We start from the raw sequence: 15,232 nt of genomic DNA on the forward strand, positions 1-15,232 counted from the left end.
TCGTCAGGGCCGGTCGTCTGGGCTGGTCGTCCGGGCTGGTCGTCTGGGCTAGCCCGGCGCCCCCGCCGGGGCCTCGTCGGGGCGGACGGCCCGCGGGACGCGCCGCACGAGCACCCACGTGAGGTAGGCGGCCAGGCCGAACATCGGGAAGCCCATGACGAGACGGGCGGTTCCCAGCGCAGCCACCTCGTCGGCGAGGTACAGGGGCACCTGGACGAGCAGCCGAAGGACGAAGACGGCCACCCAGATCCACGTCACCTGGACGTAGACACGCAGCCGTCGCGGGTCCTGCTTCCACGCGAGGCGCTCGTCGGTCAGCAGCCCCAGCGCCAGCCCGAGGACCGGCCACGGGCCCTCCGGCAGGCGCAGCCGGCGGCCGCGCCCGAGCGGCACGCTGACCGCCGGGGTCCGCAGGGTCGACAGGACGTACACCAGCGTGTAGCTGGTGTTGACCAGGATGCCGAAGGCGAAGAAGTCCCGCGCCTCACCCGTGCGGGAGGCGACGAAGGCGCAGATCGCGACCCCGAGGAAGCCCGAGAGCGCCTGGCTCGGCGAGCTGCGGGCGACCAGCCGGACGAGGACGAAGAGGGCCGCCGTGCCGAGAGAGGCGTAGACCGCCGTCCGCAGGTCCTCGACGAGCGTGAGGACGACGAGGAAGACGACGGTGGGCAGGGCGACCTCGGCGACGCCGCGGGGCCCGCCGATCGCCTCCTTGACCGAGAAGTCGTCGCCGAGCGCCGCCGCCAGCCCGGAGCGGCCCGCGGCCCGCGAGGCCGGGGCGGCCCGCCGCTCGACCTCGGTGGACGCGTCTACGGTGCTCTCCTCGCCGTGCGGCCGGCCGTCGCCGGAGGCCCCGGGCTGCGTCCCGCTCACGCCGACGCCGGGGCCAGGGGGAGCAGCTCGTAGCGGGGGTTGTACATCACGGCGTGGCGGTCGACGACGCTGACGAGGCCCTCGACCTTGATCCGCCGGCCGGCCTCCACGCCCGCGATGCCGCGGCGCCCGAGCCAGATGACCGACAAGGTGCCGGAGCCGTCGAAGACCTCGGCCTCCAGGGCCGGCGTGCCGGCGCGCGGGCGCAGGGTGACGCTGCGCAGCGTCCCGCAGACCAGCACGCGGTGGCGGTCACCGAGCAGCGCGCACGGCCGCCCGCCCTCGAGGACCGAGTCCGACTGGGCGTCGGCTGCCTCCAGCTGCTCCCGGCTGCCCCAGCGCGTCACGGCCGAGCGGAGACCGGCGAGAGGACCGCGGCGGACCGGCTGGCCTCCCGAGCCGGCGACGACCCCGACCGCGTGCAAGCGCTCCTGGCGCGTGGCCCCCACCGCTACCTCCTCGTCGTGGTCGTCCTCGGCCGCCTGCGCGCCTGGTGGCGCCGCGGACCTGGCCACCCGTCGGCGTGCGCGGGCGGCCTCCCAGCCTAGGCGCCGCCGGCGACGGCGACCCGCCACCCTCGGGCCTGCCGGAGCCGTTGTGCCTCAGCGGGTCTCGGTGATCTCCGGACCGCGGTGGAAGGGGTCCAGCGGCCCGAGGTCGCCCTCGCCGTGCGTATCGGCGGAGCCGTCGGCCGGCTGCTCGTCACCAGCCGACCCCTCACCCGTCCGGCCCAGCGCCGCAGCGCCGGCCTCGGGGTGGTCTCCCGCCTCGGGCGGCCCACCGGGGCTGCCCGCCGGCCGGGCCTGGTCCTGGGGCGGCAGCCGCAGCGGCAGCATGTCCCGCGGCGCCATGGCCTCGTCGCCGCGGTCGACGACGACGCCCCGCAGCAGGGTCGCCAGCTGGGCGTAGGCGCCCTGGTCCACCGCCGCCTTGCCGCCGAAGACGGCGCGCACGAACCAGCGCGGCCCGTCGACGCCGGCGAAGCGCACGGCGCGGTGCCCCGTGCGCCCGTCGTCGGTGCGCACCGGCATCCGGGCGAGGAGCTCGGGCCCGAAGGCGCCCTCGACCTCCTCGCCCGCACCCCCCTGCCGGCTGACCTGCCCGCGGATCTCCGCCCGGACCTCTTCCCAGATGCCCTCGGTCCGCGGGGCGGCGAAGGCCTGCAGCTGGAGCGTCGACGGGCCGAGGACGACGACCGCGCCGATGACGCGCTGGGTCTTCTCCTCCATCTCCAGGCGCAGCTCCAGCCCCTGCACGGCCGGCAGCCGCAGGGCGCCGAGGTCCACCCGGGTCCGCGCGGCGTCCTGGTCGGACAGCTCACGGACGTCGAAGGGCCCCTGCTCCTGGCGCACGGCCTCGCGGGCCAGCGCCGCCGTCCGCACCCGCTCGGCCTCGGCCTCGACGGCGACCCGCGCCGCCCGCTCCGCGACGACGCGCGGGTCCTCCGCCGCGGTCTCGGCAGGCCCCTGCTCGCCCTCGGGCCCGGCGGGCTCGCTCTCGTCCTTCTTCCGGCGCCATCTCACGGCTGCTCCTCCGCACGGGAGCTCGCGCTCCCCCTCGTCTCGTCGGCCCTCGTCCCGGGAGCACACGTCCCGGCGGCCCTGGTCCCTGCTGCCGCGTCCCACCCGCCGGTCGAGCCGTGCCCCCGCTCGCCCCGCGCCGAGCGCGGCAGCTCGGCGACGACCGCGAAGGCCGCGCGGGCCACCCGCTGCACCACCAGCTGCGCGACCCGGTCCCCCCGGCGCACCGAGAAGGTCTCGTGGGCGTCGGTGTTGACCAGCGTCACGAGGACCTCGCCGCGGTACCCGGCGTCCACCGTGCCAGGCCCGTTCAGCGTCGTCACGCCGTGCCGGGCGGCGAGCCCGGACCGGGGGTGGACGAAGGCCGCGAACCCCTCGGGCAGGGCCAGGGCGACACCGGTGGCGACGGTCGCGCGCCCGCCGGGCGGCAGGTCGGCGTCGTGCCGGGCCCGCAGGTCGGCTCCCGCGTCCCCGTCCCGGGCGTAGGTGGGCACGGGCAGGTCGGGGTCGAGGCGCCGCAGCAGCACCTCCACGACCTCCGCCTGCCGGGGGAGGTCGAGCACCGGCGCGTCGGGGACCTCCACGGGGGAGGAGGCTAGCGAGAGGTCCGCCCCCGGTCTGCCGTGGCACCCTCGGGGGGTGGGACGGGCGAGAGAGCACGCGGCGGCACCGGACGCGCCCGCCGGGGGTGCGCTCTTCCGCGAGCGCGTGCTGCCCTCGCCCGGGGCGTGGCTCGCCGTCCCCGCGCTGGCCGCGCTGTCCGGCCTGGCGGTGGCCCCGGTCGGCACGGCCGCGGTCGTCGCCGCGGTGCTCGGCGTCGGAGGGCTCGTCGCCCTGCTGCTCGTGCGCGCCAGCCCGCTCGTCGTCGTCACCGCCGGGGAGCTGAGGGCCGGGCGCGCCCGCGTCCCGCGCTCGGTGCTGGGCCCGGCCAGCGGGTACGACGGCGAGGACGCCCGCCGCCAGCGCGGGCCGGCCCTCGACGCACGGGCGTTCCTCCTCATGCGGGGGTGGGCGGACGGCGTCGTGCGCGTCGAGGTGGCCGACCCGGGCGACCCGACCCCCTACTGGCTCGTCTCGACCCACCGGCCCGAGGCGCTGGCCCGGGCGCTGCAGCCCGAGGTCCGGCCGACCGAGACGTCGCCGGGACCACCAGCACCCGGCCCCGCCCCGGGGGCGCCACCCTCGGCCTGAGGGCGCCCGGACCGGCCTGGGTCAGGCGCTCAGGGCCAGGGCCAGGGCCATGCGACGCGGCGCCGTCAGGCCGCGCACTCGGTGCAGATGAGACGGCTCGTCGTCGACTCGTCCGACAGCTGGCTGCGGTGGTGCACGAGGAAGCACGAGGAGCACGTGAACTCGTCGGCCTGGCGGGGCAGCACCCGCACCGACAGCTCCTCGTTGGACAGGTCCGCACCAGGCAGCTCGAAGCCCTCGGCCGCCTCGGTCTCGTCCTCGTCGACCTGGCCCGAGCTCTGCTCGTTGCGTCGTGCCTTGAGCTCCTCGATGGAGTCCTCGTTGAGCTCGTCGTCGGTCTTGCGCGGCGCGTCGTAGTCGGTGGCCATCTCGTCCTTGTCTCTGGTCTCTGGTCCGTCTGGTGCTTCTCGTGGTGCTGGCGTCTGCGTCCGTCGATGCCTGCGAGCCCCCGGGCGGGACCCGCCCAGAGGCGGACCACGGGTGCCGGCCAGCATCGCCGGCATCCCTCCTCCAACGCGCGAGGGGCCGCGAGGATGCCCGCCGTCGGAGGCCGCCCGCCGGTGCCCGGAGACGCGAGCGCCCCCGGCACGCGGCCTCACGCGGCCGGCCACCGGGGCGGGGGCAGCGGGAGGTGACGGCGCATTGTGCACCAGACGTCACGGCCGGGCACGCCGGGTCAGCAGACGTCGCAGCCGGCACCACGGCGGGCACCCCGGCGGGCACCACGGCGGGCTGCCCCGCACGGGGCCTGCTCCGGCTGGCGGACGTCGGTCGCGTCACCGCCCGGACCTGCGCCCGTCACCTGCGCGACGTCGCCGCGACGGCGAGTCGTCGTCGTCCCGGACGGTGCTCGCAGGTCTCCCGGTCGGCGGGCCGGCCCTACGATCGGAGGGCACGCGGTCACGCCGTGGGCAGGGCCCGGCGCCCTGCGGGCCGGCCGCACCGACCGACCGGAGGTGTGCCATGAGCGAGTTCGCCAGCAACGTCACCGAGCGCATGCGGGAGGCCCGCAGCGCACGCGACCACGCCCGCGCGGAGGGCGACGACTACCTCGTCGGCGTGCACACCGGGGAGCTGGAGTCCCTGGCCCGCCTGGCCCAGGAGCACGACCTGCGGCTCACGGTGGACGACGCCGACGAGCCCGTCCGCGCCGAGGGGCAGCCTGCCGGGGCCTGACCCCTCCCACGGTGGGCCGGACGCCGCGGCGGCCCGGCGGCCTGCCGGGGCGTCCGAGCTCACTCGGCCAGCGGGTCGAGGCCCTCCAGCAGGTCACCGAGCTCGGCGGCCAGCCCCGGGGCGGCGGCCAGGGCGAAGGCCTCCCCCGCCCGGTCCTGCGGCGACAGCCCGCGGACGACCGCCCCGGCCTCGGCGGCCACGAGGGCACCGGCGGCGTGGTCCCAGGGCTGCAGGCCGCGCTCGTAGTAGGCGTCCAGCCACCCGGTCCCGACGGCGCACAGGTCGAGGGAGGCGACGCCGCCCCGGCGGACGTCGCGGATCTGCGGCACGAGCCCCGCCAGGACGCGGGCCTGGGCGGTGCGCCGGCGCGGCGTGTAGCCGAAGCCGGTGCCGACGAGGGCCTCGCCGAGCGCGACGTCGGCGGGGCCGGCCAGCGGGGTCCCGTCCAACCAGGCCCCCCCGCCGCGGACGGCCGTCCAGGTCCGGCCGCTCGTCGGCTCGTGGACGCAGCCCACCAGCGCGGTCCACGTCTCGGGGCGGACGGCGCCGTCCTCGTCGCCGAGGACGGCGGCGACGCTGACCGCGTAGGTCGGCAGGCCGTACAGGTAGTTGACGGTGCCGTCGATGGGGTCGACGACCCACGTGACCCCGCTCGTCCCCGCGCTCGCGCCGCCCTCCTCGCCGAGGACGCCGTCGCCCGGGCGCGCTCCGCGCAGGAGGCGCACGAGCAGCTCCTCCGACGCCGTGTCCATCGCCGTGACGACGTCCGTGGTGCTCGACTTCGTGCGCAGCACCTCCAGGCGGGCCGGACGTCCCCGCGAGACCAGCTCGCCCGCGGCCCGCGCGGCCCGCTCGGCCACCGCGAGCAGCTCGGCGAGGTCGTGGTGCTCGCCGGGCGGCCCCGCCTGCGACGAGCCGGCGCCGGGGGCGGGCGTGCTCACGCGTCGCTGCCGGCGGCGGCGCCGGCGAGGACCGCGCGGGGGCCCGGCCAGTCCCGCCCGCAGGCCGCGGGCTTGCCGGCGCGCAGGTTCGGGCAGCACCCGACGGGGCAGACGTCGTGCGAGGGGCCCTCGGCGCCCTCGGAGGGACGCTCCGGCGGCTCCTGCCGCCCCGCGGCGGCCCGCTCGACCGCGGCGCGCTCGACCACGAGGTCGACGAGGGCCGCGACGAAGGCGGGGGCGACGCCCGCGGTGCCGGCGCGCTCCATCGACAGCCCGAGCCGCCCGGCGGTCTCGGCCGCCTCGGTGTCGAGGTCGTAGACGACCTCCATGTGGTCGCTGACGAACCCGATCGGCGCGACGACGACGGCCGGGACGCCCCGGGCCGACAGCTCCTCCAGGTGGTCGTTGACGTCGGGCTCGGTCCACGGCTGGCTCGGCGGCCCGCTGCGCGAGCAGTAGACGAGCGCGGCGGGCAGCGTCGCCCCGGTGCGGGTCCGCACGCGGGCGAGCACCGCGTCGGCGACGGCCTGGTGCTGGCGCTCGTAGGCCCCGCCCGCCGGCCCGGCGCTCTCGGCCATCGCCGTCGGGATCGAGTGGGTGACGAAGACGACCTCGGCCCGCTCGGCGACGTCCTGCGGCAGCCGGCGCCACGCCGCCTCGAGCGCGTCGGCGTTGGCCGCGACGAAGCCGGGCGCGTCGAAGTAGTGGCGGACCTTGTCGACGGCGAGGTCGCGGCCCTCCTGCGCGAGCGTCAGGAGCGCTCCGCCGAGGTCCTCGCGGTACTGCCGGCACCCGGAGTAGGAGGCGTAGGCGCTGGTCGCGACGACGAGGACGCGCCGGGCGCCGCCGGTGTGGAGGTCGCGCAGGGCGTCGGTGACGTAGGGGGCCCAGTTGCGGTTGCCCCAGGCGACCGGGACGTCGAGCCCGCGGCCGGCGACCTCGCGGCGCAGCGCGGCGAGCAGCGCCCGGTTCTGGTCGTTGATGGGGCTCCGGCCGCCGAAGTGGTGGTAGTGCTCGGCCACGTCCGCCAGCCGCTCGTCGGGGATGCCCCGCCCGGCGGTGACGTTGCGCAGGAACGGCATGACGTCGTCGGGCTGCTCCGGCCCGCCGAAGGACAGGAGCAGGACCGCGTCGTAGGGCTCCAGCGACGCCCCGGAGGAGGCGCCTGGCAGGTCGCGGGCAGCAGCGGCGGAGGTCACGTCGGCAGCGGGCACCCCACCATCGTGCCGCAGCCTCCTGGTCGGCTCGCGCCGAGCAGGCGCGCGGGTCGCAGGCCCGCGGCGTCGCCTCACCCCCGCCCGGGCGCCCAGGTGGCACCCTGCGAGGCGACGCCGGCTCGTCGAGCCGGTCCACGACGTCGCGGAGGGCGGAGCGCCATGCAGGACCTGAGGCTCGTCGGCGTGCACGACGACGGCGAGCACCTCGTGCTGGCGGGCGCCGACGGCACCCGGTTCCGGCTGCCCGCCGACGACGCGCTGCGCCTCGCGGCCCGCCGGACGACGGCGACCTCGGCCGGGGTGACCGAGCAGGCCCCGCTGACGCCGCGCGAGATCCAGGCGCGGCTGCGGGCGGGCGAGGACGCGGACGCCATCGCGAGCGCCACCGGCACGTCGGTCGAGCGGGTGCGGCGCTTCGAGGCGCCCGTCCTCGCCGAGCGCGCCCACGTGGCCGCGCGCGCACGCGCCCTGCCCGTGCGCTGGCGCGACGGGTCCGGCCGCTCGCCGGCGCTGGAGGACCTGGCGGGCGAGCGCCTGGGGGAGCGCGGCGTCCAGGGCGAGCCGGGGTGGGACGCCTGGAGGCGCGAGGACGGCGCGTGGCTCGTGGAGGCCGTCTTCACGGCGGGCGCGCGCGAGCGACGGGCCACGTGGGCGCTGGACCTGCAGCGCTCCTCCCTGGAGGCGCTCGACGACGAGGCCCGCTGGCTCTCCTCGGTCGACGCGGGCCCCGCCGCCCCGCCGGCCGACGCGACGCTGCGGCTGGCGGCCGTCCGCGAGGAGGTCTTCGACGTCGACGACGCCGGCCGGGCCCGGCGCCCCGGGGCTGGCGCCTCTCCCCCGGTCGACCTCGCCGCCCGCCGGGCGGCGCAGGCCGGCGCGACCCCGTCGGACGCCACGGGGGACGACGCCGGGGCGGACGGACCCGAGGAGACGGGGACGGGCGACGAGGCCGCCGAGCAGGACCGCCGCGAGCGGGTCAGCCGCACGCTGGACCTGCTCGAGGCCCTGCGCGGGCGCCGGGGCCGGCGCCAGCCGCTCGCCGACCCCGACGACGAGGCCGTCGAGGCCCTCACCTGGGCCGAGCTGGAGGCGCTCTCGGCCCGCGTGGAGGTCTCGGACGACCACCGGGAGGACCACCGGGGCGACGCGGACGGGCGCGGCGGCGGCGGCCCGTGGGACGCGGCCGGGGACCCGCCGGCCGCGCACCCCCCGGCCTCACGGCCGCAGGACGCGACCGACGACGAGGTGCTGGTGCCTCGTCCACCCGCCGCCGGGCAGGAGCAGCCCGGGGAGGGCGACCTCGAGGAGCCGCAGCGCGGGCGCCGGCGTCGACGGCGTGCCGCCAGCCGCGCCGACGACGCCGGCGTGCCGGGCCAGGAGGAGCTGATCCCCCTGCCGGAGGCCGCGACGGAGCAGGCCGGGGCCGACGAGCAGGACGACGGCGCGCACGAGGCCGGGGCGCAGGAGGACGGCGGCGCCGAGGCTGCGGGCAGGCGTCGGGACGGCGCCCGGCGCGGCGCCCGCGCCGGGGTGCCGAGCTGGGACGACATCGTCTTCGGCCAGCGCCGGGACTGACCCCGCGGCGGCTGAGCCTCCGCGACTGACCCTCCGCAACTGGCCCTCCGCGCAGACGGCCGGTACCGCGGGGCGACGACCCGCCGCCGCAGCAGCTCACCCGAAGGGCAGCAGGTCCGGGGACAGGGCGGCGGCGTGCGCGGCGGCGGCGGTCGTGCGGCGCCGGTGGTGTCGCCGGCAGAGCACCTCGTAGCCGACGTCGTCGACGCCGACGCCCGCCCCGTCGGCGGCCTGCGCCGCGACGTCCCCGACGACGACCTGGTCGCCCTCGACCACCATGACGCCACCGACGGTGCGGGCGTTGTGGGTGGCCCGCGCGCCGCACCAGCACAGCGCCTCGACCTGCAGCACCTGCACGCGGTCGGCGAGCTCCAGCAGCCGCTGGGAGCCGGGGAACAGCCGGCTGCGGAAGTCCGTGGTGATGCCGAAGGCGAACACGTCGACGCCGAGGTCGTCGACGACGCGGGCGAGCTGCTCGACCTGCTCCGGGGCGTAGAACTGCGCCTCGTCGCAGACGAGGTAGTCGACGCGCTCCCCGCGCGTGCGGCGCGCCGTCACCTCGGCCCACACGTCGGTGCCGTCGTCGACCTCGACGGCCTCGCGGCGCAGACCGAGACGGCTGGAGACCACGGCCTGCCCCGCGCGGTCCTGGCGGGTCAGCACGAGCCCGCCCTTGCCGCGGGCGGCGTGGTTGTGGTCGACCTGCAGCGCGAGCGTCGACTTGCCGCAGTCCATGGTCCCGGAGAAGAACACCAGCTCGGCCACGGGCGTCCATCCTGCCCGAGCCGCTGCGCCCCTCAGCCCCTCAGCCCCTCAGCCCCTCAGTCCCTCAGACGCTCGGCCCCTCATCCCGTCCGGGCGCCGGCGACGACGAGCAGCGGCACCTCGGTCTCCTCCGGGGACCGTCCGCCGTGCAGCCCGACCAGCCGCGTGAGCTGCCGGCGCTGGGTGCGCGAGTCGTGGACGCCGACGCCCGGCGGGCAGGCGACGACGACGTCGCCCAGACGGGGCAGGACGTGGGGGGCCACCGGCCCGAACCAGCCCGCCGCGACCGCGTCGTCGCGCAGCAGCACCAGCGCGCCGGGCCCCAGCCGCTCCCGCCACCGCGCGGCGACGGCCTCGGCCTGCCCGGGCGCGCAGTAGAGCATCGGCGCCCGGGCCTCCCCACCCGAGACGGGCACGCCCACCGCCAGGCCGTCGCCCACGGCCTCGGCCGGGTCGGCGAGGTCCGGGCGGGCCAGCGGCACGTCGACCATGCCGTGGTCGGAGGTGACGAGCAGGAGCGTGTCGGGCGGCAGCCGGCGCCCCAGCTCGCGCACGGCGAGGTCGACGTCACCGAGCTCGCGGCGCCACGCCTCGCTGCGCCAGCCGTGCTCGTGGCCGGCCTTGTCCAGCTCGCCCCAGTAGAGGTAGACGAGCGAGCGCGGCGCCCGCCGGACCGCCGCGGCAGTCGCGTCGACCCGGTCGGCCAGGCTCCTCGCCGCGACGTAGCGCGCCCCCCGCAGCGCCGCCTCGGTGAGACCTGAGCCGGCGAACTGGTGGGGCCCCACGTGCACGCACGCCACCCCCGCGGCCACGAGGTGCTCGAAGACCGTCGGCGCCGGCTGCCAGGCGCGCGGGTCCACGGCCGGGTCCCAGGACAGCTCGTTGAGCAGGACCCCGCGCGCGGGGTCCATGACCTCGTACCCCACCAGGCCGTGCGCGCCGGGGAGCAGCCCCGTGCCGAAGGAGGCCATCGACGTCGCCGTCGTCGAGGGGTGCCCGACCGTGAGCACCTGCCCGTCGGCGCGCAGCTCGCCGAGGAAGGCGGCGTCGCGCCCGGCCGCCGCCAGCTGACGCTCGCCCAGACCGTCGACGAGCAGGACCACGACGCGGGCGGCGCCCGGCAGGGCGAGGTCGACGGGCCGCTGCGGGGCGCCCAGCGCCGCGGCCGCGGCGGGCAGGACGTCGGACAGCGTGGCGCCCGGCCCCTCCCCCGGCGTCACCGGCGGCTCACACCGGGCCCGGAGCGCTCACGCGCGGGCCCGACCGCCCGTGGCCGCCGACAGCGCCGCGGCGAAGCGCAGCGCCCGGGCGACGGCGTCGGCCCCGTCGGCCGCCGCGCTGACCCGCAGCACGACGTCGTCGCCGGCCAGGGAGCCGCTGTAGCCGTGGTCGGCCTCGCACTGCGGGTCGGCGCAGCTGGCCGGCTCGAGGTCCAGGCGCTGGACCGAGCCCCAGCCGATGGTGACCGTGAGCTCCGCGGACGGGTCGCCCCCGCGGTAGCGGTCGGGGCGCTGCACGACGTGCGAGAGCAGCACCGAGCGCACCTGCGCCAGCGGCACCGCCTCGGTGGTGGCGGCGGCCGCGTGCGAGCGCGGCGCGGCGGCGGCGGGGCCCTCGACGAGGTCGGTGCCGTCGTCGGCGTGCGCGACGACGAGACGGCTCGGCGTCAGCACGACGACGGTGACGTGCCGGCGCACCTCCTCGCCGTCGAAGGTCGTCTCCTGGTGGACGAGGTGCTCGGTGACCTCCTCCCCGCCCAGCGCGACCGCGACGACGTCGGCGACGAGGTCGGGGTAGTACCCCGCGTGGTCGACGGCGCGCCGCAGCGGCGCGGGCAGGGCGTCCCCCGGCGCCGGGGCGCGGTGGGCGGCGGGACGGGAGGGGCGATGGGGTCGCGAGGACGGCACGGGGGCATCGTGCCACCGGGGCCCGACGACGGCCCCGCACCGCGCGAGAGCCGCGTTCTGCCGCCTGCCCGCCCCTGCCGGGTCGCGGCGCGCTCCCGCGGCGATACCGTCGCGCGATGGCCCCCGCGGACGTGGACAGCCCGGCCGGTGCACCTCGTGCGGGCGAGGCCCGCCGCCGCCGCCAGTCGTGGTGGGGCGCCAAGCGGCACGTCAAGCGCGCCGTCTCGCTGCCGGGGGTCTCCCCCGCCGCGCACGCCGTGCTCGCGCGCCGCTCGGGCGCCGTGGCCGCGGCCCGCCTGCCGGTGCCGCTGACGGTCCGCCGGGTCACGGCCCGCGTCGGCGGCCAGGAGTTCACGATGCTCGACCCCTCCCGCTGCGTCGTGGCCAAGGAGCTCTACTGGGGCGGTGGCCGGCGCCCCGCGGGGGCCGACCACCTCGCGCTGGAGGCCTTCGCGGCGCTGGCGCCCTCGGCCCGCACGGTCGTCGACGTCGGCGCCTACACGGGCGTCTTCTCGCTCCTCGGGGCGCTGGCGGCGCCGTCCGCGCGGGTGGTGGCCGTCGAGCTCGTGCCCGCCAACGCCGTCGCGCTGCTCGACAACCTCCTCGCCAACGACCTGCTGCCCCGCGTCGAGGTGCACCTGGCCGGCGTGGGCCGCGACGGCGGCACCCTGCGGGTGCCGTCGGGGCGCGGCGGCTCGGCGCTGCCGGACTTCCTCTCCGTCGAGAGCGAGGCGGCCGACGGCGTCCTCGTGCCGACCCGCTCGCTCGACGCGCTGCTGACGGGCGGGGGCGCCGCGCCCGACGGCGGCGGCGGGCCCGTGCGCGAGGGCCTCGGCCCGGCCCTCGTCAAGGTCGACGTCGAGGGCGCCGAGGTCGAGGTGCTCGGCTCGGGCCGGCGCTTCCTGGAGGCCACCCGGCCTGACCTGCTCCTGGAGCTGCTGCCGGCCGCCGACGTCCCGGGCGTCGAGCGGGCGCTGCAGGGCCTCGGCCTGCGCGCCTACCTCGTCACCGACGACGCCCTCGTCGAGCACGCCCGCCCGCACGCCGACGCCCGCCACCGCGACTGGCTGCTGACCCCGCGGGCCGGCGGCGAGCTGGCCGCGCTGGGCCTGCCGGTGGTGCCGCTGGGCGGCTGAGGCTCAGCGCAGGACGCGCCGGGAGCCGGTGTCGGTGCGGCGACGCTCGACCCGCGACAGGCGGATGCGCGCCAGCAGCACCCGCAGCCCCTGCGGGGAGACGACGACGGGGGTCAGCGACAGCTGCGCCACCTCGGGCAGGTCGTCGGCCAGGACGCTGACGCGGGCCAGCAGGTCCTCCAGCGCGGCGACGTCGAGCCGCGGGGAGCCGCGGTAGCCGAACAGGCGCGGCGCGGCCCGCACGCCCCGGACCAGGTCGGCGACGTCCCCGGTCGTCAGCGGCGGGATGCGGTGGGCGACGTCGCCGAGCAGCTCGGAGGCGTCGCCGGCCAGGCCGAAGGAGACCAGCGGCCCGAAGAGCTCGTCCTCCATGCTGGAGACGGTCACGGGCACCCCGGGCGGCGCCATCGCCTGCACCAGGACGGGCGCACCGCCCGCGCCCTCCTGCGCCGTGAGCGCGGCCCAGTCCCGCTGCAGCTCGCCCGGCGTCGCGATGTCCCCCCGCATCCCCGCCAGGTCGCGGCGGCGGCGCAGGGCACGGTCGGCGAACCGCAGCGCCACGGGGTAGCCGAGCTCCTCGGCGGCCTCGGCCGCGGCGCCCGCGTCCACGACGACGCGCGAGGGCTCCAGGCGGACGCCGTAGCAGGCGAGCAGCCGCGCCGCGGCGTCCGCGCCGAGCTCCAGGGCCACCCGGCCGTCCTCGTCGGCGGGGACCCGGGCGAGGGCGTCCTCGACGAGCGCCCGCGCCGCCGCGGCGTCGACGCCGTCGGGGTCGACCCGTGGGCCCGCGTCACGCTGGCGCCACTGCGCGTAGCGCACGGCGGCGACGAGGGCGCGCGCGGCCTCCTCGGGGCTCGGGTAGGCGGGCACGACTCGCGGGCCGCCGTCCGGTCCCGGTGCCGTCAGGGCCTCCTCGGCGCCGTGGACGCCGACGAAGCAGGCGACCGTCGTCAGCCGCGAGCGCGCGGCCACCTGCGCGAGCGCGCCCGCGACGTCGGTGTCGACGCCACCGACCGGCGGGGCGAAGCAGGCGAGCACGGCGTCGACGTCCTCGCGCGCGAAGACCTCCTCGACCACCTGGCGGCACTGCGCCGCGGTGGCCTCGGGGTGCACCGAGCGCGGCTCGCCCGCGACGACGAGCCCCCAGCTGCGCAGCGCGCTGGCCGCCAGCGCCCCCAGCGCCGCCGAGTTGCCGACGACGGCGACCCGCTCCCCGGCCGGCAGCGGCTGGGTGAGCAGCACCTGCGCGGTGTCGAACAGCTGGTGCACGGTCTCGACGCGGATGACCCCGGCCTGGCGCAGCATCGCGTCGAAGGCCTCCTGCGGCGCCCGCGAGGTGCGCACGGCGTGCCCGGGCGGGGCGCCGCCGGAGCCGCCGGACTTCACGACGACGACGGGCTTGCTGCGCGCCAGCCGCCGGGCGACGCGGGAGAACTTGCGGGGGTTGCCGACGCTCTCCAGGTACAGGCCGACGACGCGCGTGCGCTCGTCCTCCTCCCAGAACTGCATGAGGTCGTTGCCGGAGACGTCCGCGCGGTTGCCGGCCGAGACGAAGCTGGAGACCCCGAGCCCGCGACGGGCCGCGGAGGACAGCAGGGCGACGGCGAGGGCCCCGGACTGGCTGAAGAGCCCGAGCCCGCCCGCGGGCGGCAGGTCCGGGGCGAGGGAGGCGTTGAGGCGCACCTGCGGGTCGGTGCTCAGCAGCCCGAAGGAGTTGGGCCCGACGACGCGCATGCCGCCCTCGCGGGCCAGGCGCACCAGCGCCCGCTGGCGCTCCAGCCCCGCCGGCCCCGTCTCGGCGAAGCCGCTGGAGACGACGACGACGCCGCGCGCGTCGACCCTCGCGGCGTCCCGGACGACGGCGAGCACCGAGCCGGCCGGCACGGCGACGACGACGAGGTCCACCGGCTCGGGCAGGTCCTGCAGGCTCGCCGAGGCGAGCACGCCCTCGACCTCGGGCGCCTCCGGGTGCACGGCGTGCAGCCGGCCGGTGAAGCCCCCGCGGAGCAGGTCGGCCAGCAGCACGCCGCCGACCGAGCCGGGGCGGCGGCTGGCGCCGACGACCGCGACCGAGCGCGGGGTCAGCAGCGCCCGCAGGCTGCTGGCCTCGGCGCGGTGCTCGCGCGCGGCGGTCACGGCCAGGGAGCGCTCGGTCGGGTCGATGTCGAAGCCGAGGGTGACGACGCCGTCGTCGTAGGCGTGGGTGACCTCGTAGCCGGCCTCGGCGAAGACGCTCGTCATCCGCCGGTTCTGCGGGAGCACCTCGGCGGTGAAGCGGTGGACGCCGCGCTCGCGGGCGGCCGCCGCGAGGTGCTCCAGCAGCACCGACCCGAGGCCGCGGCCCTGGTGGGCGTCGGCGACGTTGAAGGCGACCTCGGCCGTGCCGCCGCCGGCCCGGCCGGGGACGCCGCCGTGCTCGTCGGGGTCCAGCCGGTCGTAGCGCCCGATGCCGATGATGTCCTCGCCGCTCGTGGCGATGAGCGCGACCCGGTCGGCGTGGTCGACGTGCGTGAACCGCTCGAGGTCGCGCTCGGACAGGCGCGGCATCACCGAGAAGAAGCGCAGGTAGGTCGACTCGGCGGACTGGGCGACGTGGAAGCGCTGCAGCGCGTCGGCGTCGCCGGGGCTGATGGGCCGCAGGTGCGCCGTCGTCCCGTCGCGCAGGAGGACGTCGGCCTCCCAGTGGCGGGGGTAGGCCGGGGCGGCCGCCGGCACGGGCCCCTCCTGCGCCGCCTCCACGGCACGGAGCGTAGCCGTGGGCCCCGCTCGCGACGTCGGGTCCCGAGGTCCCGGACGCCCTCGTGAGCACCTGCGGGGCGCCGTGGTCCCCGGGACTTCGTAGCCTTCCTCCGCCCTCTCCCGGCGTGTCGCGGGAGAAGGGCCATGAAGTCCGTCATGGGCCGTCGCGGGACGGTCTCCGAGCTGCCGAGG

At 78.4% G+C, this 15,232-nt stretch carries 15 protein-coding genes; 4 read left to right on the forward strand and 11 right to left on the reverse strand.

The window, feature by feature from the left end; translation table 11 throughout:
- Nucleotides 1-48: 48 nt before the first annotated feature.
- The 4 genes from WDV86_RS07160 to dut form a co-directional block, all read right to left on the reverse strand.
- The gene (locus tag WDV86_RS07160) at nucleotides 49-873 is read right to left on the reverse strand and encodes a DUF3159 domain-containing protein (RefSeq protein WP_339566922.1); all 825 of its coding nucleotides are present in this window, start codon (nucleotides 871-873) and stop codon (nucleotides 49-51) included.
- Entirely contained in the window at nucleotides 870-1,322 is a 453-nt protein-coding gene (locus WDV86_RS07165; RefSeq protein ID WP_339566923.1) for an OB-fold nucleic acid binding domain-containing protein, read from the reverse strand. Before WDV86_RS07165 ends, WDV86_RS07160 begins: the two co-directional genes overlap by 4 nt.
- A 153-nt stretch (nucleotides 1,323-1,475) precedes the next feature.
- A complete protein-coding gene (locus tag WDV86_RS07170) occupies nucleotides 1,476-2,396 on the reverse strand; it encodes a DUF3710 domain-containing protein (protein ID WP_339566924.1) in 921 nt (306 codons plus the stop codon).
- Nucleotides 2,393-2,977: a dUTP diphosphatase gene (dut, locus tag WDV86_RS07175; protein ID WP_339566925.1), complete on the reverse strand. Its 585-nt coding sequence runs from the start codon at nucleotides 2,975-2,977 to the stop codon at nucleotides 2,393-2,395. The genes WDV86_RS07170 and dut overlap by 4 nt, the downstream gene beginning before the upstream one ends.
- Before the next feature lie 55 nt (nucleotides 2,978-3,032).
- On the opposite strand from dut, the gene WDV86_RS07180 reads away from it, so the two are divergent.
- Nucleotides 3,033-3,584 carry a DUF3093 domain-containing protein gene (locus WDV86_RS07180; protein ID WP_339566926.1) on the forward strand — a complete coding sequence of 184 codons (552 nt, stop codon included), beginning with the start codon at nucleotides 3,033-3,035 and terminating at the stop codon, nucleotides 3,582-3,584.
- A gap of 65 nt (nucleotides 3,585-3,649) precedes the next feature.
- Here WDV86_RS07180 and WDV86_RS07185 read toward each other — a convergent pair whose 3' ends face one another.
- Nucleotides 3,650-3,952 (reverse strand): DUF4193 domain-containing protein, encoded by a 303-nt coding sequence (locus tag WDV86_RS07185; protein WP_339566927.1) that lies wholly within the window; start codon nucleotides 3,950-3,952, stop codon nucleotides 3,650-3,652.
- A 595-nt stretch (nucleotides 3,953-4,547) separates the two neighbouring features.
- Between WDV86_RS07185 and WDV86_RS07190 the strand changes: the two genes are divergently transcribed.
- Nucleotides 4,548-4,760, forward strand: a complete 213-nt coding sequence (locus WDV86_RS07190; RefSeq protein ID WP_339566928.1) for a hypothetical protein — start codon at nucleotides 4,548-4,550, stop codon at nucleotides 4,758-4,760.
- A 59-nt stretch (nucleotides 4,761-4,819) separates the two neighbouring features.
- Here WDV86_RS07190 and WDV86_RS07195 read toward each other — a convergent pair whose 3' ends face one another.
- Nucleotides 4,820-5,701: an inositol monophosphatase family protein gene (locus WDV86_RS07195; RefSeq protein WP_339566929.1), complete on the reverse strand. Its 882-nt coding sequence runs from the start codon at nucleotides 5,699-5,701 to the stop codon at nucleotides 4,820-4,822.
- Entirely contained in the window at nucleotides 5,698-6,873 is a 1,176-nt protein-coding gene (locus WDV86_RS07200; RefSeq protein ID WP_445262980.1) for a ferrochelatase, read from the reverse strand. Before WDV86_RS07200 ends, WDV86_RS07195 begins: the two co-directional genes overlap by 4 nt.
- Before the next feature lie 204 nt (nucleotides 6,874-7,077).
- Between WDV86_RS07200 and sepH the strand changes: the two genes are divergently transcribed.
- Entirely contained in the window at nucleotides 7,078-8,493 is a 1,416-nt protein-coding gene (gene sepH, locus WDV86_RS07205; RefSeq protein ID WP_339566931.1) for a septation protein SepH, read from the forward strand.
- 96 nt (nucleotides 8,494-8,589) lie between these two features.
- On the opposite strand, the gene WDV86_RS07210 is transcribed toward sepH, so the two are convergent.
- The 3 genes from WDV86_RS07210 to WDV86_RS07220 form a co-directional block, all read right to left on the reverse strand.
- Entirely contained in the window at nucleotides 8,590-9,258 is a 669-nt protein-coding gene (locus WDV86_RS07210; protein ID WP_339566932.1) for a thymidine kinase, read from the reverse strand.
- A gap of 80 nt (nucleotides 9,259-9,338) precedes the next feature.
- A complete protein-coding gene (locus WDV86_RS07215; RefSeq protein WP_339566933.1) occupies nucleotides 9,339-10,478 on the reverse strand; it encodes an alkaline phosphatase family protein in 1,140 nt (379 codons plus the stop codon).
- A gap of 27 nt (nucleotides 10,479-10,505) precedes the next feature.
- Complete coding sequence (locus WDV86_RS07220; RefSeq protein WP_339566934.1) at nucleotides 10,506-11,165, reverse strand: DUF5998 family protein; 660 nt, start codon at nucleotides 11,163-11,165, stop codon at nucleotides 10,506-10,508.
- 116 nt (nucleotides 11,166-11,281) lie between these two features.
- On the opposite strand from WDV86_RS07220, the gene WDV86_RS07225 reads away from it, so the two are divergent.
- Complete coding sequence (locus WDV86_RS07225) at nucleotides 11,282-12,301, forward strand: FkbM family methyltransferase (protein WP_339566935.1); 1,020 nt, start codon at nucleotides 11,282-11,284, stop codon at nucleotides 12,299-12,301.
- Nucleotides 12,302-12,304: 3 nt separating this feature from the next.
- On the opposite strand, the gene WDV86_RS07230 is transcribed toward WDV86_RS07225, so the two are convergent.
- Nucleotides 12,305-15,040 (reverse strand): bifunctional acetate--CoA ligase family protein/GNAT family N-acetyltransferase, encoded by a 2,736-nt coding sequence (locus WDV86_RS07230; RefSeq protein WP_339566936.1) that lies wholly within the window; start codon nucleotides 15,038-15,040, stop codon nucleotides 12,305-12,307.
- Nucleotides 15,041-15,232: the final 192 nt, after the last annotated feature.

It is taken from the genome of Pseudokineococcus sp. 1T1Z-3 (assembly GCF_037482365.1).
Taxonomy (GTDB): Bacteria; Actinomycetota; Actinomycetes; order Actinomycetales; family Quadrisphaeraceae; genus Pseudokineococcus.